The sequence below is a fragment of the Rhodococcus parequi genome, assembly GCF_046042785.1.
Taxonomy (GTDB): Bacteria; Actinomycetota; Actinomycetes; order Mycobacteriales; family Mycobacteriaceae; genus Prescottella; species Prescottella parequi.
The window spans coordinates 100,397-122,027 of sequence record NZ_JBDLNV010000005.1; the positions used below are offsets into that span (position 1 = coordinate 100,397).

17 protein-coding genes are annotated in these 21,631 nt (G+C 68.8%); 15 read left to right on the plus strand and 2 right to left on the minus strand.

The genetic code is table 11. The features are described from left to right. The first annotated feature begins 1 nt into the window (after position 1). Both ABEU20_RS15115 and ABEU20_RS15120 read left to right on the plus strand, forming a co-directional pair. Positions 2-814 (plus strand): mycofactocin-coupled SDR family oxidoreductase, encoded by an 813-nt coding sequence (locus ABEU20_RS15115; protein ID WP_420165221.1) that lies wholly within the window; start codon positions 2-4, stop codon positions 812-814. 12 nt (positions 815-826) lie between these two features. Then, positions 827-2,785 carry a mycofactocin system FadH/OYE family oxidoreductase 2 gene (locus ABEU20_RS15120; protein WP_420165222.1) on the plus strand — a complete coding sequence of 653 codons (1,959 nt, stop codon included), beginning with the start codon at positions 827-829 and terminating at the stop codon, positions 2,783-2,785. A 29-nt stretch (positions 2,786-2,814) separates the two neighbouring features. On the opposite strand, the gene ABEU20_RS15125 is transcribed toward ABEU20_RS15120, so the two are convergent. Further along, a complete protein-coding gene (locus ABEU20_RS15125) occupies positions 2,815-4,116 on the minus strand; it encodes an HNH endonuclease signature motif containing protein (protein ID WP_420165223.1) in 1,302 nt (433 codons plus the stop codon). Positions 4,117-4,186: 70 nt separating this feature from the next. Here ABEU20_RS15125 and ABEU20_RS15130 point away from each other — a divergent pair, with 70 nt between their 5' ends. The 4 genes from ABEU20_RS15130 (at position 4,187) to mftG (ending at position 8,713) form a co-directional block, all read left to right on the plus strand. Then, positions 4,187-5,038, plus strand: coding sequence for a DUF1707 SHOCT-like domain-containing protein (locus ABEU20_RS15130; protein WP_420165224.1), 852 nt, complete (start codon positions 4,187-4,189; stop codon positions 5,036-5,038). A gap of 27 nt (positions 5,039-5,065) precedes the next feature. Next, positions 5,066-5,746 carry a mycofactocin biosynthesis peptidyl-dipeptidase MftE gene (mftE, locus tag ABEU20_RS15135; RefSeq protein WP_420165225.1) on the plus strand — a complete coding sequence of 227 codons (681 nt, stop codon included), beginning with the start codon at positions 5,066-5,068 and terminating at the stop codon, positions 5,744-5,746. A 73-nt stretch (positions 5,747-5,819) separates the two neighbouring features. Continuing rightward, complete coding sequence (gene mftF / locus ABEU20_RS15140) at positions 5,820-7,217, plus strand: mycofactocin biosynthesis glycosyltransferase MftF (protein ID WP_420165226.1); 1,398 nt, start codon at positions 5,820-5,822, stop codon at positions 7,215-7,217. A 2-nt stretch (positions 7,218-7,219) separates the two neighbouring features. Next, positions 7,220-8,713, plus strand: coding sequence for a mycofactocin dehydrogenase MftG (mftG, locus tag ABEU20_RS15145; protein ID WP_420165227.1), 1,494 nt, complete (start codon positions 7,220-7,222; stop codon positions 8,711-8,713). On the opposite strand, the gene ABEU20_RS15150 is transcribed toward mftG, so the two are convergent. Beyond that, on the minus strand, positions 8,703-10,325 hold the full coding sequence (locus ABEU20_RS15150; RefSeq protein WP_420165228.1) for an AMP-binding protein: 1,623 nt from the start codon (positions 10,323-10,325) through the stop codon (positions 8,703-8,705). The two genes, mftG and ABEU20_RS15150, sit on opposite strands and share 11 nt — an antisense overlap. 255 nt (positions 10,326-10,580) lie before the next feature. Here ABEU20_RS15150 and exaC point away from each other — a divergent pair, with 255 nt between their 5' ends. The 9 genes from exaC (at position 10,581) to ABEU20_RS15195 (ending at position 21,610) form a co-directional block, all read left to right on the plus strand. Beyond that, entirely contained in the window at positions 10,581-12,104 is a 1,524-nt protein-coding gene (exaC, locus tag ABEU20_RS15155) for an acetaldehyde dehydrogenase ExaC (protein ID WP_420165229.1), read from the plus strand. A gap of 107 nt (positions 12,105-12,211) precedes the next feature. After that, on the plus strand, positions 12,212-13,237 hold the full coding sequence (gene adhP / locus ABEU20_RS15160; RefSeq protein WP_420165230.1) for an alcohol dehydrogenase AdhP: 1,026 nt from the start codon (positions 12,212-12,214) through the stop codon (positions 13,235-13,237). Continuing rightward, positions 13,234-13,764 (plus strand): DUF779 domain-containing protein, encoded by a 531-nt coding sequence (locus ABEU20_RS15165; RefSeq protein WP_420165231.1) that lies wholly within the window; start codon positions 13,234-13,236, stop codon positions 13,762-13,764. The genes adhP and ABEU20_RS15165 overlap by 4 nt, the downstream gene beginning before the upstream one ends. Before the next feature lie 64 nt (positions 13,765-13,828). After that, the gene (locus ABEU20_RS15170) at positions 13,829-14,389 is read left to right on the plus strand and encodes a hypothetical protein (protein ID WP_420165232.1); all 561 of its coding nucleotides are present in this window, start codon (positions 13,829-13,831) and stop codon (positions 14,387-14,389) included. A gap of 65 nt (positions 14,390-14,454) precedes the next feature. Continuing rightward, on the plus strand, positions 14,455-15,111 hold the full coding sequence (locus ABEU20_RS15175) for a YoaK family protein (protein ID WP_420165233.1): 657 nt from the start codon (positions 14,455-14,457) through the stop codon (positions 15,109-15,111). A gap of 115 nt (positions 15,112-15,226) precedes the next feature. After that, positions 15,227-16,543, plus strand: coding sequence for an MFS transporter (locus ABEU20_RS15180; RefSeq protein ID WP_420165234.1), 1,317 nt, complete (start codon positions 15,227-15,229; stop codon positions 16,541-16,543). A gap of 155 nt (positions 16,544-16,698) precedes the next feature. Further along, on the plus strand, positions 16,699-18,351 hold the full coding sequence (locus tag ABEU20_RS15185; RefSeq protein ID WP_420165235.1) for an AMP-binding protein: 1,653 nt from the start codon (positions 16,699-16,701) through the stop codon (positions 18,349-18,351). Positions 18,352-18,366: 15 nt separating this feature from the next. After that, complete coding sequence (locus ABEU20_RS15190; protein WP_420165557.1) at positions 18,367-20,010, plus strand: sigma-54-dependent Fis family transcriptional regulator; 1,644 nt, start codon at positions 18,367-18,369, stop codon at positions 20,008-20,010. A 106-nt stretch (positions 20,011-20,116) separates the two neighbouring features. Continuing rightward, complete coding sequence (locus ABEU20_RS15195) at positions 20,117-21,610, plus strand: aldehyde dehydrogenase family protein (RefSeq protein ID WP_420165236.1); 1,494 nt, start codon at positions 20,117-20,119, stop codon at positions 21,608-21,610. Positions 21,611-21,631 lie beyond the last annotated feature (21 nt).

Here is a 21,631-nt window from a genome sequence, read left to right on the forward strand (position 1 = left end):
GGTGGGACAGTTCGACGGCAAGGTCGCCTTCATCACGGGCGCGGCGCGCGGTCAGGGCCGCACGCACGCGGTGCGGTTGGCGCGTGAGGGCGCCGCGATCATCGCGGTGGACGTCTGCAAGAGCGTCACCGATCACAACACGTACGACGCCGCGACGGCCGACGACTTCGCGGAGACCGTGCGCCTCGTCGAGGCCGAGGGCGCGAAGATCTACGCCCGCGAGGCGGATGTCCGGGACAGTGCTGCGCTGAAGGCGGTCGTCGATGCGGGCGTGGAGCAGTTCGGCCGACTCGACGTCGTGATCGCGAACGCCGGCATCTGCAACTGGAACCGCTTCTGGGAGATGTCGGACGACCAGTGGGAGACGCTCATCGACATCAATCTCACCGGTGCGTTCAAGACCCTCAAGGCCGCGGTGCCGGCCATGATCGAGGCGGGCAACGGGGGCTCCATCATCGTGGTCAGCTCGGTGGCCGGTATCAAGGCGCTGCCCGGCCAGGCGCACTACGCCGCGTCGAAGTTCGGTCTGGTGGGTCTGACGCAGGCCGCGGCGAAGGAACTGGGCGAGTACAAGATCCGCGTCAACTCCATCCACCCGTACGGCGTCAACACCCACATGGGCACCGATCAGGGCAGCCTCGTGATCCTGCAGCAGTACCCGCACTACGGGCCGAACTTCGCACCGATCCTCACCGAGAAGCCCATCGCCGATCCCGACGACATCTCGGATGCCGTGCTGTGGCTCGCCGGTGACGGCGCCAAGACGGTCACGGCCAGTCAGGTCGCGCTGGATCAGGGCAACACGAAGGTCTGACGCGACCGATCCATGTTGTATCCACGGTTGTCGTCCCCGCTCCGCGTCGGCGGGTGGACCCTGCGCAATCGGGTCGTGTTCACCGCGCACCTGACCAACTACGCGCAGGAGGGTCTGCCCACCGAGCAGCACGCCGCGTACTACGCGGCCCGTGCGGCGGGCGGGGCGGGGATGATCATCACCGAGGAGCAGTGCGTCCACCCGTCGGACTGGCCGTACGAGAAGGTGATTCACGGCTATCGCCCGGCGGTGGTCGACGGCTACCGCAGGATCACCGACGCCGTGCACGACCACGGCGCGGTGATCCTCGCGCAGCTCAACCACAACGGCGGCCAGGGGTCGGGGCTGTATTCGCGCCGACCGCTGTGGGCGCCGAGCCCCGTCCCGGATCCGCTGTTCCGCGAGGTGCCGAAGCCGCTCGACGCGGCGGAGATCGAGGAACTGGTCGACGCGTACGCCGCCGTCGCCGGGCACTGCCGTGACGGGGGATTCGACGGCGTCGAACTGCAGGCTTCGCAGTCGTCGCTCATTCGCGGGTTCCTGTCGTCGGCCACGAATCGGCGAAGCGATCGCTACGGCGGTTCGCTCGAGAACCGGGCCCGGTTTCTCGTCCAGGTGATCCGCGCGGTGCGCGCTGTGCTCGGCCCGGACCTGATTCTGGGTGTGCGTCTTTCGGGTGACGAGCAGGTGACCGGCGGGATCGTGCTCGACGAGGCCGTGGCCGTTGCCCGGATCGTCGCGGCATCGGGCGCCGTCGACTACATCAACACCACGATGGGTGTGGCGACCGAGACGCTGTATCTGGTCGAACCGTCGATGGCGACTCCCCGCGGTTACGCGCTGCACATCTCGGAGGCGATTCGCGGAGCGGTGGCGGTGCCGGTGATCGGGGTCGGCCGGCTGAAGGAGCCCGCGGAGGCGGAACGCGCCCTCGCCGACGGCCGGTGTGATCTCGTCGGCATCGCGCGCGGGCAGATCGCCGACCCGGATTTCGCAGCGAAGGCGCTGCGCGGCGCCGTCGACGAGATCCGCACCTGTCTGTCGTGCAATCAGGAGTGCGTGGGACGCATGGGCCTCGGCCGGTGGCTGGGTTGCGTCGAGAATCCGCGTGCCGGCCGGGAGTCGGTGCCGTTGCCCGATCCGCGCCTGCCGGGCAGACGTGTGGTGGTGGTCGGTGGCGGTCCGGCAGGGCTGTCGGCTGCGGCGACCGCGGCGGAGCGGGGGCATCGGGTGACACTGTTCGAACGCTCGTCCGCCGTGGGTGGCCAGATCCGGGTGGCGGCGTCTGCTCCCGGTCGCGGCGAACTCGGTGATCTGGTGCGGAATCTGGAGCGCGAGTGCGTCCGTCGCGGTGTTCGGATCGAGACGGGCGTCGAGGTGGGCGCGGAACTGTTGCGGGAGAAGTCGCCGGACGTCGTGGTGGTGGCGACGGGGGCGCGTCCGGTGCGCCCGTGGTGGGCGGGGGAGTGCGCGCGTGTCGTTCATGCCCGGAGCGTCCTCGACGGAAGTGTCGCCCCGGGCGGCCGTGTTCTCGTGGTGGACGAACTGGGATTCCAGCAGGGGCCGTCCGTGGCCGAGACGTTGGCGGCGCGTGGATGCACCGTCGCGATCTGTACCCCCGGGATGATCGTGGGGCAGGACCTGGGGGTCACGCTCGACCTGGAGCGGTGGCAGCAGCGTGCGCATCGCGCCGGCATCGAGCAGTGGACCGATGTGGCGGTGAGCGGTGTCGCAGAATTCTCGGGGAGGCTCCGGGTCGCACTGGACAACCACCTCGAAGGCGTCACTCGGACCGAGGAGTTCGACTGGGTAGTGTGTGCCATCCACCAGGAACCCTGCGACGAGCTGTGGAAGGCGTTGACGCACAGCGGCTCTACTCCGTTCGAGGTGTATCGGGTCGGGGATGCCGTGACGCCGCGCCGCTCGCACGCTGCCGTGCTCGAAGGGCATCGGGTAGCGGTGTCGTTGTAAACCCGTCTCTCGGTCTCCGACACAGCCACCTACGCCGCGCGGGGTCCTGCTCGGCCGTGGGCGGGGATCGGCTTCTTGTACGGATCGACCGAACTGGGTGGGGTGAACCACGGCTTTCGGTCGGCGCCGATTTTCACTTGCCAGTGGCTGTGGTGGAGGAGTCGGTGGTGGTAGCGGCAGAGTAGGACAAGGTTGTCGAGGTCGGTGGGTCCGCCGTCGGCCCAGTGCTTGACGTGGTGGCCTTCGCAGTGGGCGGGCGGTGCTCCACAGCCGGGGAATGCGCAGCCGTGGTCGCGCGCGACCAACGCCCTGCGCTGCTTCTTGGAGACGGTTCGGCTGGTGCGGCCGAGGTCGATGGGGACGCCGTCGTGCATCACGATCGGGGTGAGGTGGCAGTCGCACGCGAGTCTGCGGGCGGTGGCGATGGTGAGCGGCCCCAAGTGCGGCATGCGCGCAACATCCCTCTCGCCGAACAGGTCCGGCTCACCATCCGGATGAGTCGACTCGTGATCCGCTTCGCTGCACGCAAGGTCGGCGGCGTTCACATGCAGTGACAGGTGGGGTCGTTCGCCGCCCTCGACCGGCGCCTCGCCGCTGTCGAGGTAGCGGCGCAGGATCTCGGCGAACGCGTCGGCCCGCTTCTGCGCGGGGTTGCGCGAGCCGGCGGGGTCGTCGACCGGATTCCCCGGCTTGGTCAACGCAGACAGTGCGGTCAACAGCGTCTCGCCGGTGACGGCATCGAGATCGCCCTTCACGGCGACGCGTCCGTTCAGGGTTTTCGAAGCGTGGAATTCGTTCCGTTCGACGTCTTCACTGGGCGGGAGTTCGTCGGACTCGAAGATTCGCTCGAGCCTCGCGATGCAGGTGCGCACGGTCATGGTGGTCGCGGCGGGTCCGGAAGCGGCGTCCAGCAACACTTTCCGGCACGCACCCAACGCCTCTACAGGCATGCCGCGCGGCGGGGTTTCGCAGAATCTACCGATCAACGCGGCATGCTCCGCCGAGACGGCGCCCTCGTTGAAGGCGTCGGCAATCTCGGGTTGCCGGCTCAGCATTTTGCCCAACGCGAGGATCCGTGCCGCGGCCGGTACTTCCAACAACGTGTTCGCAGCCAGCCACTGCTTGACGCTGCGGAAACCGAGGGTGTCGAACGAGACTGCGCGCGCGTCGATTTCAGCGACGGCAACCACCCTCAGGGTGTCGAGTTGTTCCATTGCGTGGAAGATATCGAGCGCGGTCTGCAGCAGTGCGATTTCGGGCAGCGCGCCTATGTCCTCGGGCCGCGGTGCGGTTACTGCGATGCTCGAATTGTTGAGTCCCCCCGGATTCATGAAGCTAGTTTAGTTCGAACTGATGTTCGAGTCAATGGGTATCGAGTCCGGCACCCAGTAGGGTCTGGGCGTGCCGGATGCGAGATCTGACAAGACCCGAGCGCGCGACATCGACCGCGCGCAGACGTGCAGCTTGCTCGACGCCGCATATGCGGACGGTCAGTTGGGCGTCGAAGAGCACGAGTCCCGCACTGCGACAGCGATGCGCGCGACGACGCTGGGCGCTCTGCGGGCGTTGACCAAGGACTTGCAGATACCCGATCATCTCGTCGGTGATGGGACCGACCGCGAATCCGGGGCGGGATCCGGGTCCGGGTCGCCGCGGTCGCGTCATCTCGTTCTCGTTCTCGCCGCGGTGGGCGTCGTGGCGTTGATCGTGGTCGGTCTGGCCCAGATGATGTCTGTCGGGGGCTCCAACGGTCGTGCCGCCTCCTCCGAATCGAGCGCCGACGAACAGTCGGCCGAGCCGATCGCCCTGTTCACCGCAGACGGCATGCGCGAGTTCGTGCGCCGCTTCGAGTCGAAGTTCGGCGATCTGGTCGCCGACGATGTCGATCTGTACAGCGATGACGCGGTGGTTGCGAAGATGATCCCCCGGCAGCCGACCCAGATGCAGCGGTGGATGTTCACGGGCGCTGCCGGATTCGAGCCGTGGACGCCGCCCACGTCGCGGGGCGAGGATCAAGACACGGTCGACCTCGCCCGACTCGACAGCGAGTCCATTGCCGATCTGATCGGTCGCGCCACCGGCCTCGTGGGTCTGCCGAGTGGCCACGTCGATCGGGTCGCGATTCGCGCTTTGCGCCCGCCGTCGGGGGTCGCCGAGTCGCGGGTCACGGTCTACGTCGTGGACGCCGATGTCGCCAAGGGGAACGTAACGGCGACCTTCGCCGGCGAAGTCGTCGAGGTGCAGAAGCCGTGAGCGGCGTGCCCGCTCTACCATCGACCGATGGACCTCGCCCGCACCCCGTGGCCTGATGTGCCGCGCGACGAACTCACCGTCGCGGTCCCGGTCGGCTCGTTCGAGCAGCACGGTCCGCACCTGCCGCTGGACACGGACACCCGCATCGCGACCGCTCTGACCGGCGCACTCACCGGCGTCGCGCAGGCGCCCGCCATCACGTACGGGGCGAGCGGCGAGCACGAGGGCTTCGCCGGAACGATCTCGATCGGAACCGACGCACTCGCGATGCTGCTCATCGAATACGGACGATCGGCGTGTCGGTGGGCTCGGCGTGTCGTGTTCGTCAACGGCCACGGCGGGAACGGGCCCGCGCTGGTGAAGGCCGTCGAACTCCTTCGATACGAGGGACGCGACGCCACCTGGCTGCCGTGCGCCGTACCGGGTGCCGACGCGCACGCCGGACGCACCGAAACATCCCTGCTGCTGCATCTTTCGCCAGGTGACGTCGCGATGGACCGCGCCGAGCCCGGCAACACCGCGTCCATCGCGGATCTGATGCCGCAACTGCGGTCGGGCGGCATGCTCGCGGCGACCCCCAACGGCATCCTCGGCGATCCCGTCGGCGCGTCGGCGGAGGAGGGGGAGCGGCTGTTCGCGGACCTCGTCCGCAGGGCCGTCGAGGCGGTCGAGCGCTGGGCGCCACGGGCCGACGGGAGACTGGTGTGACTGGTGTGGCGTTTTGTCCCGGTTTTTGGCCACTAGTTCTGCCTGTGACCGCACGGACCCTTAACATCGTCTGATGCGCAATGCTCGTCTGCCCGACGGATTCGGGGTCCGCCTCGACCCCCAGGTGCGCGCCTACTCGGGAGGTCGGGTCCTGATCGGCGGGTCGCCGATGCGGATGCTCAAGTTGGCGCCCGCGGCGGCCGAGATGATCGGTGACGGCTACCTCGAGGTCGTCGACTCGCAGACCGCGGTCGTCGCGAGACGCCTCCTGGACTCCGGTGTCGGAAATCCGCGCCCCATGAGCACGCCGTCGCCGAGCGACGTGACGATCGTCGTGCCGATCCGCGACAACGTCGACGGCCTCGCCCGTCTCGTCCCGGCGCTGCGGGGGCTGAACGTCATCGTCGTCGACGACGGCTCCGCGACCCCACTCGAGCTACCCGACCTGTCCGAGTGCACCGCACAGGTGACGCTGCTGCGGCACGACTCCTCGCGGGGGCCGGCCGCCGCCCGGAACACGGGACTACGGTCGGCACGAACACCTTTCGTGGCGTTCCTCGACTCGGACGTGGTGCCCACGACGGGCTGGCTCGAGCTCATGCTGGGCCACTTCAGTGATCCCGCGGTGGCTCTGGTGGCGCCGCGGATCGTGGCGCTCGAACCCGAGGGGTCGATGCTGGCGCGGTACGAACACACGCGCTCGTCGCTCGACCTGGGCCGCAAGGAGGCGGCGGTACGTTCGGGCAGTCCGGTGGCGTACGTGCCGAGCGCCGCGATGCTCGTGCGCCGCGACGTCCTGGTGGACGCCGGTGGATTCGACGAGAACATGCACGTCGCGGAGGACGTCGACCTGTGCTGGCGCCTGCAGGAATCCGGGTGGCGGTTGCGCTACGAACCGGTGTCGCAGGTCGCGCACGACCACCGCGTCACGTTCGGGAAGTGGTTCACCCGCAAACGCTTCTACGGCACCGGCGCCGCCCCGCTCGCGGCGCGGCACGACGGCATGGTTCCCCCCGTCGCGATGTCGAAGTGGACGTTGTTCGCCGTGCTCGCGGCGGCGACCTGTACCCGCATCGGTCTGCTCGGCAGCCTTGTGACGACGGTCGTGACGATGACGCGCTTGCGGCGCACCTTCCGTGAGCTCGACCAGCCGACACGGATCGCGGCGATCCTCGCGGCCCGCGGTTTCGCGGGCGGTGCGTGGCAACTCGCGTCCGCGATGTGCCGCCACTACTGGCCGGTGACGCTCCTGGCGGTTCTGTGCTCGCGACGCATCCGGCGGCTGGCGCTGGCGGTGGCCGTCACCGAGGGCGTCGTGGACTGGGTGAAGCACCGGCAGCCCGGTGGTCTGGATCCGGTGCGGCACACGGCATTCAAGCGCCTGGACGATATCGCGTACGGCGCGGGCCTGTGGCAGGGCGCCGTCCGCGCCCGTGATCTGCGGGCGCTCGCCCCCCGTATCGGCAGCTGACGGTGGAACCGGACGGCCCGCACTCGGACGAGTCCGCCGACGTCGTCGTCGTCGGCGCGGGCTCGTGCGGGAGCGTCCTCGCCGGCCGGCTCAGCGAGGATCCGAACCGGCGGGTGCTGCTCGTCGAATCCGGTCCGGGACATCGGATTCCGTCGGAGTACCCACCCGAGCTCGTCGATGCCGGCGTGCTTCCGGTGGGGCCGGACAGCCGCTGGGTGTGGCCGTACCCGGTGAACCTGACCAGTGAACGGTCGGGGTGGATTGCGCGCGGCAGGGTGCTCGGAGGCTCCGGGGCGGTCAACGGCGGCTACTTCGTGCGGGCGCAGGTGGACGACTTCGAGCACTGGCCGGCGTCGTGGTCGTTCGACGACGTGCTGCCGTCGTACCGGAGCATCGAATCCGACGCGGACTTCTCCGGCCCGTGGCACGGGACGGACGGCCCGATCCCGGTCCACCGCGAGCCCCGCGACCGCTGGCATCCGGTGACCACGGCATTCGCAGAGGTCGCGCTCGCCGCCGGACATCCCGAGGACCGGGACAAGAACGCACCCGGATCGCACGGCGTCGGGCCGGTCCCTCTCAACATTCGCAACGGTGTGCGGGTGGGTCCGGCATCGGCGTACCTGCTGCCGAATCTGGGGCGCCCCAACCTCACGGTGCGCTCCGGCGCGACGGTCACGCGGGTGCTGTTCGACGGCACCCGGGTCACCGGGCTCGACATCGTGACGGATTCGGGGCGGCACACCATCAGGGCGTCGACGGTGGTCCTCACCGCGGGCGCGGTGGCGACCCCGCACCTGCTCATGCTGTCCGGGGTCGGTGACGCGCGGCACCTGCGCGGTCTGGGCATCGAGGTGGTCGCGGACCTGCCCGCGGTGGGATCGGACTTCAGCGACCATCCGGAGGTGGTGCTGCCGTACCGCTACCGCCGCCCGGTCTCCCGGACGTCGAGGATGCCGGCGCTGCAGGTGACCCTCAACACCGACGACATCGAGATGCGTCCGTACACGGCGTCGTTCGGTGATCTCGTCCCGGGATCCGGGATCGGCCGGCCGTGTCTGGGAGTGGTGCTCATGAAGCCGCACAGCCGCGGTGAGATCCGGCTCGTCTCTGCCGATCCGGGGGATCCGCCGTCGGTGTCGTACCGCTACCTCGAGTCCGCCGACGACCGCGACGTGCTGCGGTCCGCGGTGACGCATGCGGCCGACCTGATGCGCACCGGTGCGATGAGCGATCTGGTGGACCCCGACGGCGTAGACACGTCGGACGAGTGGCTGTCGGAACACCTGGGCACGTCGTTGCACCTGTCCGGCAGTTGCCGGATGGGGTCCGATACCGCGACGTCGGTGGTGGACGACCGTTGCCGCGTCCACGGCGTCGACGGACTGTTCATCGTCGACACGTCGATATTCCCGGCGATCCCCAGCCGGGGCCCGCACGCCACCGCCGTGATGGTGGCGGAGCGTGCGAGCACCCTCCTGCAGCTCAGCTCGTGACGGCGTCCGATGCGGCGATGTCGGTGGCCCAGCGGTAGTCCGCCTTACCGGCCGGCGTGCGCCGGACCTCGTCGACGACCACGAACGCGCGCGGCACCTTGTAGCCGGCGAGTGTCTTGCGGCAGTGATCCTGGACGACGTCGAGGGTCAGTTCGTCGGACCCCGGGTACACCGCGACGACGGCCGCGACGCGCTGTCCCATCCGCTCGTCGGGCACCGGTACGACGAGCGCGTCCGAGATCGACGGGTGTGCGTGCAGTGCCGCCTCGACCTCTTCCGCGAAGACCTTCTCGCCGCCGGTGTTGATGCACTGAGAGCCGCGGCCGAGGAAGACGATGGTGCCGTCCTCCTCGATCGTGCCCATGTCGCCGAGCACGGAGATGCGGGTGCCGTCGGCGCGGGTGGGGAAGGTGCGGGCGGTCTTCTCCTCGTCCTTGTAGTAACCGAGCGGGACGTTGCCGATGCGCGCGATGTAGCCGATCTCGTCGGAGCCCGCCGGGATCTGCTCGAGCCGTTCGTTCACCAGGATGAGGTTCGGCGACGGGGGCATGCGCAGGTTGCCGTTGTCGTCGATCGTGAAGGCGCCGTCGTTACCGGACTCCGACGCACCGAAGTTGTCGCGCAGCAACAGCTCCGGCTTGACGGCCAGCATCCGCTCGCGCACGCTCAGCGACCAGATCGCGCCGCCGGAGGTGATCGAGAACAGCGAACTGAGATCGACCTCGCCCTTGCGGCGTTCCATCTCGTCGACCAGCGGCAGTCCCATACCGTCACCGACGATCAGGATCACCTGGAGCTTGTCCTTCTCGATGCCCTCGACCACCTTCACAGGATCGAAGTCGCGCATCACCACCAGGCGGGCACCGAGCGTGAAGAAGGTGAACAGCGAGTACGACGCGGCGCCGTGCATGAGCGGTGCCGCGATCAGGAACGTCATGTCGGGGAATTCCTTGGCCGCGGCCGCGATCTCCGCGAGATCCTTGCGGGCATCCGCGCCGTAGGGGTTGCCGCCCGACAGCGGCTTGTGGAAGAAGTCGTCGTGGCGCCACATGACGCCCTTCGGGTAGCCGGTGGTACCGCCCGTGTACAGCACGTACAGGTCGTCGCCGGATCGGGCGGGGAAATCGGTGGCGTCCGAGTGACTCCGGGAATCGGCGAACGGCAGTACGGTCACCGATCGTGCCTCGGCGGCGTCGAGCAGTTCCTGTTCCGGTTCTCCGACGACGATCACCGTGCGGACCAGCGGACAGTTGCCGAGAAGACCGGCCAGGGTGCGCTGGTGCTCGGGGAGTTCGACGATCACCGCGGTCGAGTCCGAGTTGGTGAAGATGTACTCGAGTTCGGACGGGGTGTACCGGTAGTTCACGTTGATCGGGACCGCGCGGATCTTGAGAATGCCCAGGAGCGACGTCACGTGCTCGATGCTGTTCTTCAGGAAGAGTGCCACGTGCTCGCCCGGCGCCACCCCGGCCTCGGACAGGAAGTGTGCAACCTTGTTCGCCTCCGCGTTCAGGCTCGCATACGACAGGTGCTGTCCCTCGTACGTCAGCGCGATGCGGTCGGGCACGGCCCCCGCGACGGTCTCGAAGATATCGGCCAGGTTGAACTGCATCGGCATTCCTTCCAGAGCAACGACTCATACGGTGGAACGTGTTCCACCTCCGAGTCGCACACTAGCCAGTCGCATGCCGGTTTCGTGACGATTTCGCACATCCGCGAACCGCACCGTGCGTAGTGTGCTGTCGGCCCCGCGCGCCGCCGTCGCCCAGTTGTGACCACTTCTGCAACGTAATCGCGATGTTCACCTGCTTAGTGTCCTGTGTCACACCCCGAACGGGGTGTTCGTCCCGACGGAGTAGGAGTCTTCATGAGCGTGTACGCCCGTCCCGGTTCGCCCGATGCCCTGATGTCCTTCGAATCTCGCTACGACAACTGGATCGGCGGCGAGTGGGTGGCGCCGGTCGAGGGGCGGTACTTCGAGAACCCGACGCCCATCACCGGACAGCCGTTCTGCGAGGTCGCGCGATCGACGGCAGCGGACATCGAACTGGCGCTCGACGCCGCGCACGCCGCGGCACCCGCGTGGGGGAAGACGCCGGTCGCCGAACGGGCGATCGTCCTCAACAAGATCGCCGACCGGATCGAGGCGAATCTCGAGAAGATCGCGCTCGCCGAGTCGTGGGACAACGGCAAGCCGATCCGGGAGACCCTGAACGCGGACATCCCGCTCGCGGTCGACCACTTCCGCTACTTCGCGGGGGCGATCCGGGCGCAGGAGGGCGCGTTGTCCGAGATCAACGCCGACACCGTCGCCTACCACTTCCACGAGCCGCTCGGCGTGGTCGGACAGATCATTCCGTGGAACTTCCCGATCCTCATGGCGACGTGGAAGCTCGCGCCCGCGCTCGCGGCCGGCAACGCCGTCGTGCTCAAGCCGGCCGAGCAGACGCCGGCGTCGGTGCTGTACCTGTTCTCGATCATCGGTGACCTGCTGCCACCGGGGGTGGTCAACATCGTCAACGGGTTCGGCACCGAGGCGGGCAAGCCGCTCGCGTCGAGCCCGCGGATCAAGAAGATCGCGTTCACCGGTGAGACCACGACCGGCCGGCTGATCATGCAGTACGCGTCGCAGAACCTCATCCCGGTCACGCTCGAGCTCGGCGGCAAGAGCCCCAACGTGTTCTTCTCCGACGTCCTCGCCGCCGACGACGGTTTCCAGGACAAGGCGCTCGAGGGCTTCACGATGTTCGCGCTCAACCAGGGTGAGGTGTGCACGTGCCCGTCTCGTGCGCTGATCCAGCGGGACATCTTCGACGACTTCCTCGCGTTGGCCGCGGTGCGCACCAAGGCCGTTCGGCAGGGCGACCCGCTCGACACCGACACGATGATCGGTGCACAGGCGTCGAACGACCAGCTCGAGAAGATCCTGTCGTACATCGAGATCGGGAAGAACGAGGGCGCGCGGGTCATCACGGGAGGCGAGCGTGCCGAACTCGGTGGCGACCTGTCGGAGGGGTACTTCGTCCAGCCGACGATCTTCACCGGCACCAACGACATGCGGATCTTCCAGGAGGAGATCTTCGGCCCGGTCGTGTCCGTGACGTCGTTCGCCGACTACGACGAGGCCATCGCGATCGCGAACGACACCCTCTACGGACTGGGCGCCGGGGTGTGGTCGCGGGACGGCAGCGTCGCGTACCGGGCCGGACGCGACATCCAGGCCGGCCGGGTGTGGACCAACACGTACCACCAGTACCCCGCACACGCGGCGTTCGGTGGCTACAAGCAGTCCGGCATCGGCCGCGAGAACCACCACATGATGCTGGACCACTACCAGCAGACGAAGAACCTGCTCGTCAGCTACGCACCCGAGGCGCAGGGCTTCTTCTGATCGACCGACCGACCGACCCCGGCGCGAGCCGGCCGGAACTGCGCGGTGCCCGCACGTGCCCCTCGGCGGGCACCGCGCTCCCCCATCCCCGAGTCCGGAGGTTCCGTATGACCGAGACGATGAAGGCCGCGGTGGTTCGCGAGTTCGGCAAGCCGCTGTCGATCGAGGAGGTCCCCGTTCCGAGGCCGGGGCGCGATCAGGCGCTCGTGAAGGTGCGCTCGAGCGGCGTCTGCCACACCGATCTGCATGCCGCCAAGGGCGATTGGCCCGTCAGGCCGACGCTGCCGTTCGTTCCGGGGCACGAGGGCTACGGCGAGGTCGTCGAGGTGGGGGAGGGTGTCACCGAACTCGCGGTGGGCGATCACGTGGGCAACGCGTGGCTGTGGTCGACGTGTCTCGAGTGCCGGTACTGCCGCACCGGCTGGGAGACGCTGTGCGAGCGGCAGATCAACGGCGGCTACACCGTCGACGGCTCGTTCGCCGAGTACATGCTCGTCGACTCCCGGTTCGCCGCCCGGGTACCGGCGGGAGCCGATCCGATAGAGGTGGCACCGGTCCTCTGCGCGGGCATCACGGTCTACAAGGGGCTCAAGGTCAGTGACGTCATCCCGGGCCAGTGGGTGACGATCTCCGGGATCGGCGGACTCGGTCACGTCGCGGTGCAGTACGCCACCGCGATGGGACTGCGCGTCGCCGCGGTCGACGTCGCCGACTCCAAGCTTGCGCTCGCGGCCCGCTACGGCGCCGAACTGCTCGTCAACGCGCACGAGGAGAACCCCGTCGAGAAGATCCAGCGGGCTACCGGGGGCACCGACGCGGTACTGGTGACCGCGGTCAACCCCGCCGCGTTCGGGCAGGCGATCGGCATGGCCCGGCGGGGCGGGACCGTCACGTTCATGGGACTGCCGCCCGGCGACTTCCCGACTCCGATCTTCGACACCGTCCTGAAGGGACTGACGCTGCGCGGCTCGATCGTCGGCACCCGCCAGGACATGGTCGAGGCGCTCGACTACTACGCGCGCGGCTCGATCCGCCCCACCGTCCACACGCGCAGACTCGAGGACATCGACGCCGTCTTCGACGAACTCGACCGCGGCATGATCGACGGCCGCATCGTCCTGGACTTCGCATGAGCGCGGCCCCGGCCCGCGCGGTCGTCACGGGCGCGGCGGCGTCGTTGCTGCGCCACCTCGCGGACGTCCACGGCCCGCTCATGCTGCACCAGTCCGGAGGTTGCTGCGACGGCTCGGCTCCGATGTGTTTCCCGTTGGGAGAGTTCGCCGTCGGCGATCGCGACGTCCTGCTCGGGGTGTTCGATCTGAGTCTGGGGGTCGGCGAGCGCGGCACGATCGCCCCGCAGGACGACGATGCCGTGCCGCTGTGGATCTCGGGCCCGCAGTTCGACGCCTGGAAACACACGCAGCTGGTGCTCGACGTCGTCCCCGGCCGCGGGGCGGGGTTCAGCCTCGAGGCGCCGGAGGGGGTGCGGCTGCTCAGCCGGGGGCGGGTGTTCGACGCCGCCGAACTCGCCGCTCTCGAGAGCGAGGTGCCGCTGCTCGGTGCCGACTGGGAACGCGGCGCGCGTCCCGGGCCGGCGTCGAGCCCGCTCGTGGTGGCGGAGGCGGCCGATGCCTGCCCGGTGCCGGGCCACCGTGGATGACCCGGCGCCGACCCTCGGGCGGTAGGTTTCCTGTCGGAACTTCCGCACACACGAGGAGAACACGATGGCCTTCGCGGGCAACGTCGACGAACTGGCACTGTTGCAGACGATCCGGCTGAAGGGGCAGGTGACGGCCGCCGTCCTCGCCGCACAACTCGGCGTCGCACCGGCATCCGCGGAGGCGGCCCGGGACGCCCTCCTCGCGCAGGGCAAGGCGGAGGAGGCCGGTGACGGTTCGTTCGCGCTGACCGATGCGGGTGTGGCCGAGCTCGGCGACCAGCTCGACGCCGAGCGCGTGTCGATCGACGAGGATTCGATCGCCGAGATCCACGAGCGCTTCCTCGAACTCGACGGTCCGCTGCGCGAACTCGTCGAGGGCGACACGGACGTCGAGGAGCTCGCCGCGCTGGACCGAAAGGCGCAGGACGTCCTCGACGACGTCTCTGCCTTCGTGCCGCGGCTCTCGCGTTACCAGGATCTGTTCGCGGAGGCGCTGCGGAAGGTGAAGGCCGGCGAGCCGGCGTGGATCGCCGCACCGGAGATCGCGTCGTACGCCACGGTGTGGGGCGAGATCTCGCGGGAACTGCGCGGCGCGTGCGGCCTGGACGAGGACGCCGCGGCCTGACCTGATGCCCCGCCCGGCGGCCGGCGTGTGCCGGCGGGCGGGGCGCACGGGGCTATGTTCCACCCATGGTGTTGCACTATCCCCGTGGCGTCGCGGTCGTCGCGGTGTTCCTCTCCGGCCTCGCGGGATTCGTGGACGCGATGGGGTTCATCACGCTCGGTGGATACTTCGTGTCCTTCATGAGCGGGAACTCCACCAAGCTGGCCGTCTCGCTCGGCGATGGCCTGGTCGGCACTGCGCTCACCGGCGCGGGCATCGTCGTGTTGTTCGTGATCGGCGTGATGGCCGGGTCCTTCACCGGACGGACGGCCGCGCGCAGACACCGTCCGGCGGTGCTCGTGCTCGTCACGATCCTCCTCGCTCTCGCTGCGGTGGCCCACCTCGTGGGTGTCACCGCGGTGGCGATCGCGCTCATGGTGCTCGCGATGGGCGCGGAGAATTCCACGTTCGAGCGTGAGGGGGAGGTGAGCATCAGTCTCACCTACATGACGGGCACGCTCGTCAAGATGGGGCAGCGTCTGGTCACGGCGTTGACGGGCGGCGAGCGGTGGGGATGGGTCCGGCACTTCCTGCTGTGGTCGGCGATGGTGCTCGGAGCCGCTCTCGGGGCGCTCGCACATCGTTTCCTCGGATTGAACGCGCTGTGGGTGGCTGCCCTGTGGGCCGCGATACTCGCCGCCGTCCTCGCCCGGATGCCCCCACCGCTTGCCACGCGGCGGTGACCTGAGTCACTCCACCCCTTTTCGGGGGTGGCTGCCAAGTGAGCTGGATCACTACCTTTCCTCGCAGTCGCTGACGCCAATCGGGGCGTCACACACGGCTCGAGAAGAGGGATCCATGACGACTGTGTCGCCATCGGTCGACTCGACGATCACCCCACGCACCGGAGTGCGCAGAGTGGCTGTCGCGAGTTGCATCGGCACGACGATCGAGTTCTACGACTTCTTCATCTACGGAACCGCCGCCGCACTGGTCTTCCCGACCGTGTTCTTCCCGGCGCTCGGATCCACCGCCGGCACCGTCGCGTCGTTCGCGACGTTCGCGGTGGCGTTCATCGCCCGGCCCGTGGGCGCAATGTTGTTCGGGCACTACGGCGACCGCATCGGGCGCAAGAAGACCCTCGTCTCCACCCTGCTGCTGATGGGGATCTCGACGCTGCTCATCGGACTCCTGCCGGGAGCGGAGACCATCGGGGTCGCGGCGCCGATCATCCTCGTGTTGCTCCGGTTCGGTCAGGGCTTCGCCGTCGGCGGCGAATGGGCCGGTGCGACCCTGCTCACCGCGGAGTACGCCCCGCCCGGCAAACGTGGCCTGTACGCGATGTTCCCGCAGTTGGGGCCGGCGATCGCCTTCGTGCTCTCCAGCAGCACGTTCATCCTCACTGGCGCGATCTTCGGTGACACCAACGAGGCGTTCCTCGACTGGGGCTGGCGGGTGCCGTTCGTCTTCTCGATCGTTCTCGTCGGCATCGGCCTGTACATGCGTCTGGCCATCGAGGAGACCCCGGTGTTCCGGGCCCAGCAGGCCTCCGACGACACGTCGGCTCCGCGGACGCTGCCGTTCCTGGACGCGTGGCGATTCCAGACCAAGGAGATCCTGCTCTCGGCCGGCGCCCTCGCGACGTTGTTCGCGCTCTTCTACATGGGCACCGCGTTCCTCACCAGCTACGGCACCAAGACCCTCGGCTTCAGTCGCCCGTTCGTGCTGGCGGTCGGCATCGTCGCGGCCGTCGTCTTCGGTGCGGCGATCGTCGTGTCGGCGCTCTACTCGGACCGCATCGGGCGCCGCCGGGTCATCATGATCTCCTGTGTGCTCGCCGTGGTCTGGGCGCTCGTGCTCTTCCCGCTCCTCGACACCGGATCCTCTGCCGCATTCGTGGTCGGCATGTGCGTCACGCTCGCGATCTTCGGCATGGCCTACGGGCCGTGCGGGGCGCTCCTGCCGGAGATGTTCCCGGCCCGCTACCGCTACACGGGCGCCGGGCTCGGCTACAACCTCGCCGGCGTGCTCGGTGGCGCGATCCCGCCGCTGATCGCGGCGCCGCTGGCCTCGTCGTTCGGAAGCTTCGCGATCGGCCTGATGCTCGCGGTGCTCGGCATCGTCAGCTTCGTGTGCACCAAGGCGCTGGTCGAGACGAAGGACCGCGCGATCTGAACGCGTGACGGGTCGAGGGTGTTCGAACTCTGAACAGTTGTCGGCACCCTCGACCGTCGACTATGTCCTGGATCACACTCGAGCGAGTACGTTGGGGGAGCCCGCATTGCCGGGCCTCCCCAGTGGGTGCCGGTAGGCACCCGGAGAGGAACGCGATGACCACGACTTCGCTGTCGGAATCCCTGCCGAGCTATGCCTCGGGCACGTGGGATGCGCCCATGCTGGGCGACACCATCGGCGACAACTTCGACCGCACCGTCGCCGCGCACGGCGAGCGGGACGCGCTGATCGATCGCGGTTCGGGCCGCCGCTGGACCTACCGCGAACTTGCCGGCGACGTCGACGCACTCGCGACGGGACTCCTCGGCGCCGGCATCACGAAGGGTGACCGGGTCGGCATCTGGGCGCCCAACTGCGCCGAGTGGGTGATGGTGCAGTACGCGACGGCGAAGATCGGCGCGATCCTGGTCAACATCAATCCCGCGTACCGCTCCCACGAGCTGCAGTACGTGCTGAACCAGGCGGCCATCCGGATGCTGATCGCGGCACCGGCCTTCAAGACGTCCGACTACGCGGCGATGATCGAGCAGGTCCGCCCGGCGTGCGCTGCCCTGGAGCACGTGCTGCTGCTGGGTTCGGCGGAGTGGGACGGGCTGCTCGGGGCCGGCCGCGCTGCGCTCGACGACGACCGCGGCGTCCTGGCCCGCGCGCAGCGTGCGCTCTCGGCCGACGACCCCATCAACATCCAGTACACCTCGGGGACAACCGGATTCCCGAAGGGTGCAACGCTCAGTCACCACAACATCCTCAACAACGGCTACTTCGTCGGCGAGCTGTGCGGGTACACCGAACAGGACCGCGTCTGCATCCCGGTGCCCTTCTACCACTGCTTCGGAATGGTGATGGGAAACCTCGCCTGCACCAGCCACGGCGCGGCGATGGTGATTCCCGGACCGGCGTTCGAACCGGCCGCGACGCTGGCGGCGGTGCAGGCCGAGCGGTGCACGTCGCTGTACGGGGTGCCGACGATGTTCATCGCCGAGCTGGCCGACCCCGGCTTCGACACCTACGACCTGTCGAGCCTGCGCACCGGCATCATGGCCGGATCGCCGTGCCCGGTCGAGGTGATGAAGCAGGTCATCGAGCACATGGGCATGGCGGAGGTGTCGATCTGCTACGGCATGACCGAGACGTCGCCGGTGTCGCTGCAGACCCGCCGTGACGACTCCATCGATCAGCGGGTGTCCACGGTGGGGCGTGTGGGCCCGCACCTCGAGGTCAAGATCGTCGACCCGGCGACGGGTCTGACGGTGCCGCGCGGCGAAGCGGGGGAGCTGTGTACGCGGGGGTACTCGGTGATGCTCGGGTACTGGGACAACGCGGAGAAGACGTCCGAGGCAATCGATTCCGCGCGATGGATGCACACCGGCGATATCGGAGTGATGGACGCCGACGGCTACGTCGCGATCACCGGCCGGATCAAGGACATGGTGATCCGGGGCGGTGAGAACGTGTACCCGCGGGAGATCGAGGAGTTCCTCTACACGCATCCCGATATCCTCGACGCCCAGGTGATCGGGGTGCCCGACGCGAAGTACGGTGAGGAACTCATGGTGTGGATCCGCATGCGGGAGGGCGCTCAGCCGCTCGACGCCGACAAGGTCCGCGCGTTCTGCTCGGGGCGCCTGGCGCACTACAAGATCCCGCGGTACGTGCACCTCGTCGACGAGTTCCCCATGACGGTGACCGGGAAGATCCGCAAGGTCGAGATGCGGGAGCTGTCGCTCGAACTGATCGACCGCGGCTGAGCGGAGGAGTCGGTGGTGGTACACGGTCTACGGCCGGAGATCGAACTGTCCTGGAAGCGTTCGCAGCTCAGCGGCATCGATCCCGCCCGGGTGCCCGAGCCGACACTGTTCGACCCGTCGGATTCGTCCGAGCGTCTGCTGCGGGCGGCCCGTCCGGTCCTCGACGAACTCGGTGTGCAGCTGGCGGGGACGGGCTGCGGCATCCTCCTGGTCGATCGGGACTGCCGCGTCGTGGCCCGCGTGTTCGATTCGGACGCGCTGCGAGGCGCGATGGAGGGTGTCGGTCTGCTGCCCGGCGTCGTACTCAGTGAGGAGAACTACGGCACCAACGCGCTCGGGACACCGCTCGAGGTCCGGCAGGGCATCGTCGTCCACGGCCACGAGCACTTCCTCGAGTCGTTCCGCCAGTTCAGTTGCTACGGGCAACCGATCGTCCATCCGGTGACCCGTCGGATCGAGGGCATCCTGGACATCACCGCGACCGAGAAGACCGCCAATCCGCTGTTCGCGCCGTTCGTCGCGCGTGCGGTCGGCGACATCGAGGCGCGACTGCTCGAGGGTGCGCGTGAGTCGGATCGCCGCGTCGTGGACGCGTTCCAGCGGGCCGCCCGGCAACGTGGGCTGGCGGTCGCCGCGATGGGGCAGGACATCATGCTCACCAACAAGGCCGCGGTCGAGATGCTCGCGCCGAGCGATCACGCCGCGTTGCGAGCACTCGCCGCCGACGTCCCCGCCGGGGAATCGCGTCGGCTGGACTTCCTCCTGTCCGCCGGCGGCAGTGCCGCCCTGCAGATCGATCGGGTCGCCGGCGCCGAAAGCGGCGCCCTCTTCCTGCTCGATGCCGGGCGGACGCGGGCGCCGGTGCGCCGCACTGCCGTACCGCAGGACGCGACGTCGCGACTACGACGCCGGTTGCACGAGTTGCGATCCGGTACGGGCTCGCTCGCGCTCGTCGGCGAACCGGGCAGCGGACGGACGTGGGCGGCCCGGCAGTTCGCCGACGGATCCGTCGAGGCGCTGGACGCCGCCCAGATCGTGGGGCAGGGGGAGCGCGAGTGGTCCGCCGACCTGCTCGACGTCGTCGCGCGCGGGCCCTCCTACGTGCTGATCGAGCACGTGCACCTGGCCCCCGAATCGGTGCTGGCGCTCGTCGCGTCACTCGTCGCGAATCCCGCAGGACCGCGGATCGTGGTGACGAGCGATCCGGTGGACACCGTCCCGCCCGCCGCTCGGGATCTGCTCGCGCGCTGCGGGAACCAGGTGGCCGTCCCCGCCCTGCGGCATCGGATCCGCGAACTCGACGGACTGGTGACCGCGCTCGCGAGGGAACTCGGCCGCGCGGATCTCGGAATCGGCCCGAGCGCGTCGGCCGCCCTGTCCGAACACGCGTGGCCGGGGAACCTCGTCGAACTGCGGGCCGTGCTCGCCGGGCTCCCGGACCGGCCGGACGGCGGTGTGATCCGGGTCGAGGATCTGCCCGAGGACTACCGCGCGCCGGGCCGGGTGGCACGCCTGGGTGGTCGCGAGCGGGCCGAGCGCGACGCGATCGTCGAGGCGCTCAGCGAGAGCGGCGGCAACAAGGTGCACGCCGCCGCTCGACTCGGGATCAGCCGGACGACGCTCTACAGCCGTATCCGCGCGCTCGACATCACCGTGTGACCGGACGCTGCGCGGAGCTGTCCAAAGCTTGAACAGTTGACGACCCACCTCCCGAAGCACGATGTCTGTGTTGCACATCACAGACAGAACTGCAGGAGGTTCGGGCATGACAGTCGTTGCCGAGCAGGCCGTTTCGCCGCGAGTTCGCGAGTTTCTCGCCGGCACCAAGCAGTTGTACATCGACGGTGAATTCGTCGATGCGGCGTCGGGGCGCACGTTCGTCACGTACGACCCCGCGACGGGCGGCCACCTCGCCGACGTCGCGCACGGTGAGGCCGAGGACGTCGACCGCGCGGTGCGTGCGGCGCGACGTGCCTTCGAGCCGTGGGCCGCGATGAAGCCCAACGAGCGGGAGCGTCTGATCTGGCGGGTCGGCGATCTGCTCACCGAGCGTGCGGCCGAGTTCGGCCAGTTGGAGGCGCTCGACAACGGCAAGTCCGCCGCGATCGCGTCGGCGGTGGACACGGCGTGGGCCGCCGACGTCTTCCGCTACTACGCGGGCTGGGCCACCAAGATCGAGGGCAGCACCGTCAACGTGTCGATGCCGTTCTCGCCCGGTGGCGAGTTCCACGCATACACCCTCCGCGAGCCGGTCGGAGTGTGCGGACTGATCGTGCCGTGGAACTTCCCACTGCTCATGGCGTCCTGGAAGCTCGCGCCCGCCCTCGCGGCCGGCAACACCGTGATCCTCAAGCCCGCCGAACAGACCCCGCTCACCGCGCTCATGCTCGCGGAGGTCTTCGAGGAGGCCGGCTTCCCGCCGGGTGTCGTCAACATCGTCCCGGGCTTCGGTGACGCCGGCGCTGCCCTGTCGGCCCACGACGACGTCGACAAGGTGGCCTTCACCGGTTCGACCGAGGTGGGCAAGAAGATCGTCGACGCCGCCAGGGGCAACCTGAAGAAGGTCACCCTCGAACTCGGCGGCAAGAGTCCCAACATCGTGTTCGCCGATGCCGATTTCGATGCGGCGGTGCAGGGTTCGCTCAACGCCTGGCTGTTCAACCATGGTCAGTGCTGCGTCGCCGGCACCCGGCTGTACGTCGAGGACAGCATCTTCGAACGCTTCACCGAGGCCGTCGCCGAGGCGGCGAGCCGGGTCCGGATCGGTCCCGGGCTCGACCCCACCACCGAACTCGGTCCGCTCGTGTCGCAGGAGCAACTCGACCGGGTCACCGGATACCTGCGCGACGGACTCGCCGACGGCGCCCGCGCGCTCACCGGCGGCAAGCGCTGGGGCGACGCCGGCTACTTCGTCGAGCCCACCGTCCTGGTCGATGTGAAGCCCGAGTTCAGCGTCGTCCGGGAGGAGATCTTCGGCCCCGTCGTCGCCGCGATGCCGTTCGACGCGGACGAGGGCATCGTCACCGCCGCCAACGACTCGATCTACGGACTGGCGGCCGGTATCTGGACCCGGGACATCTCGAAGGCGCATCGCACCGCGCGCCGACTGAAGGCCGGCTCGGTCTGGATCAACCAGTACAACGGCTTCGACACCGCGATGCCGTTCGGTGGCTACAAGCAGTCCGGCTGGGGCCGCGAACTCGGTGCCTCCGCGATCGACCTCTACACCCAGACCAAGGCCGTCAACGTCGCGCTCTGATTTCGACACCCCCGACAGAAC

Coding starts and splice junctions, on each gene's coding strand:
- ABEU20_RS15125 (WP_420165223.1), bottom strand. CDS start 4,116: ATGAATCCGGGGGGACTCAACAATTCGAGCATCGCAGTAACCGCACCG.
- ABEU20_RS15165 (WP_420165231.1), top strand. CDS start 13,234: ATGAGCGCGGCCCCGGCCCGCGCGGTCGTCACGGGCGCGGCGGCGTCG.
- ABEU20_RS15170 (WP_420165232.1), top strand. CDS start 13,829: ATGGCCTTCGCGGGCAACGTCGACGAACTGGCACTGTTGCAGACGATC.
- mftF (WP_420165226.1), top strand. CDS start 5,820: ATGCGCAATGCTCGTCTGCCCGACGGATTCGGGGTCCGCCTCGACCCC.
- adhP (WP_420165230.1), top strand. CDS start 12,212: ATGACCGAGACGATGAAGGCCGCGGTGGTTCGCGAGTTCGGCAAGCCG.
- ABEU20_RS15175 (WP_420165233.1), top strand. CDS start 14,455: ATGGTGTTGCACTATCCCCGTGGCGTCGCGGTCGTCGCGGTGTTCCTC.
- exaC (WP_420165229.1), top strand. CDS start 10,581: ATGAGCGTGTACGCCCGTCCCGGTTCGCCCGATGCCCTGATGTCCTTC.
- ABEU20_RS15185 (WP_420165235.1), top strand. CDS start 16,699: ATGACCACGACTTCGCTGTCGGAATCCCTGCCGAGCTATGCCTCGGGC.
- mftE (WP_420165225.1), top strand. CDS start 5,066: ATGGACCTCGCCCGCACCCCGTGGCCTGATGTGCCGCGCGACGAACTC.
- ABEU20_RS15180 (WP_420165234.1), top strand. CDS start 15,227: ATGACGACTGTGTCGCCATCGGTCGACTCGACGATCACCCCACGCACC.
- ABEU20_RS15120 (WP_420165222.1), top strand. CDS start 827: ATGTTGTATCCACGGTTGTCGTCCCCGCTCCGCGTCGGCGGGTGGACC.
- ABEU20_RS15150 (WP_420165228.1), bottom strand. CDS start 10,325: ATGCAGTTCAACCTGGCCGATATCTTCGAGACCGTCGCGGGGGCCGTG.
- ABEU20_RS15195 (WP_420165236.1), top strand. CDS start 20,117: ATGACAGTCGTTGCCGAGCAGGCCGTTTCGCCGCGAGTTCGCGAGTTT.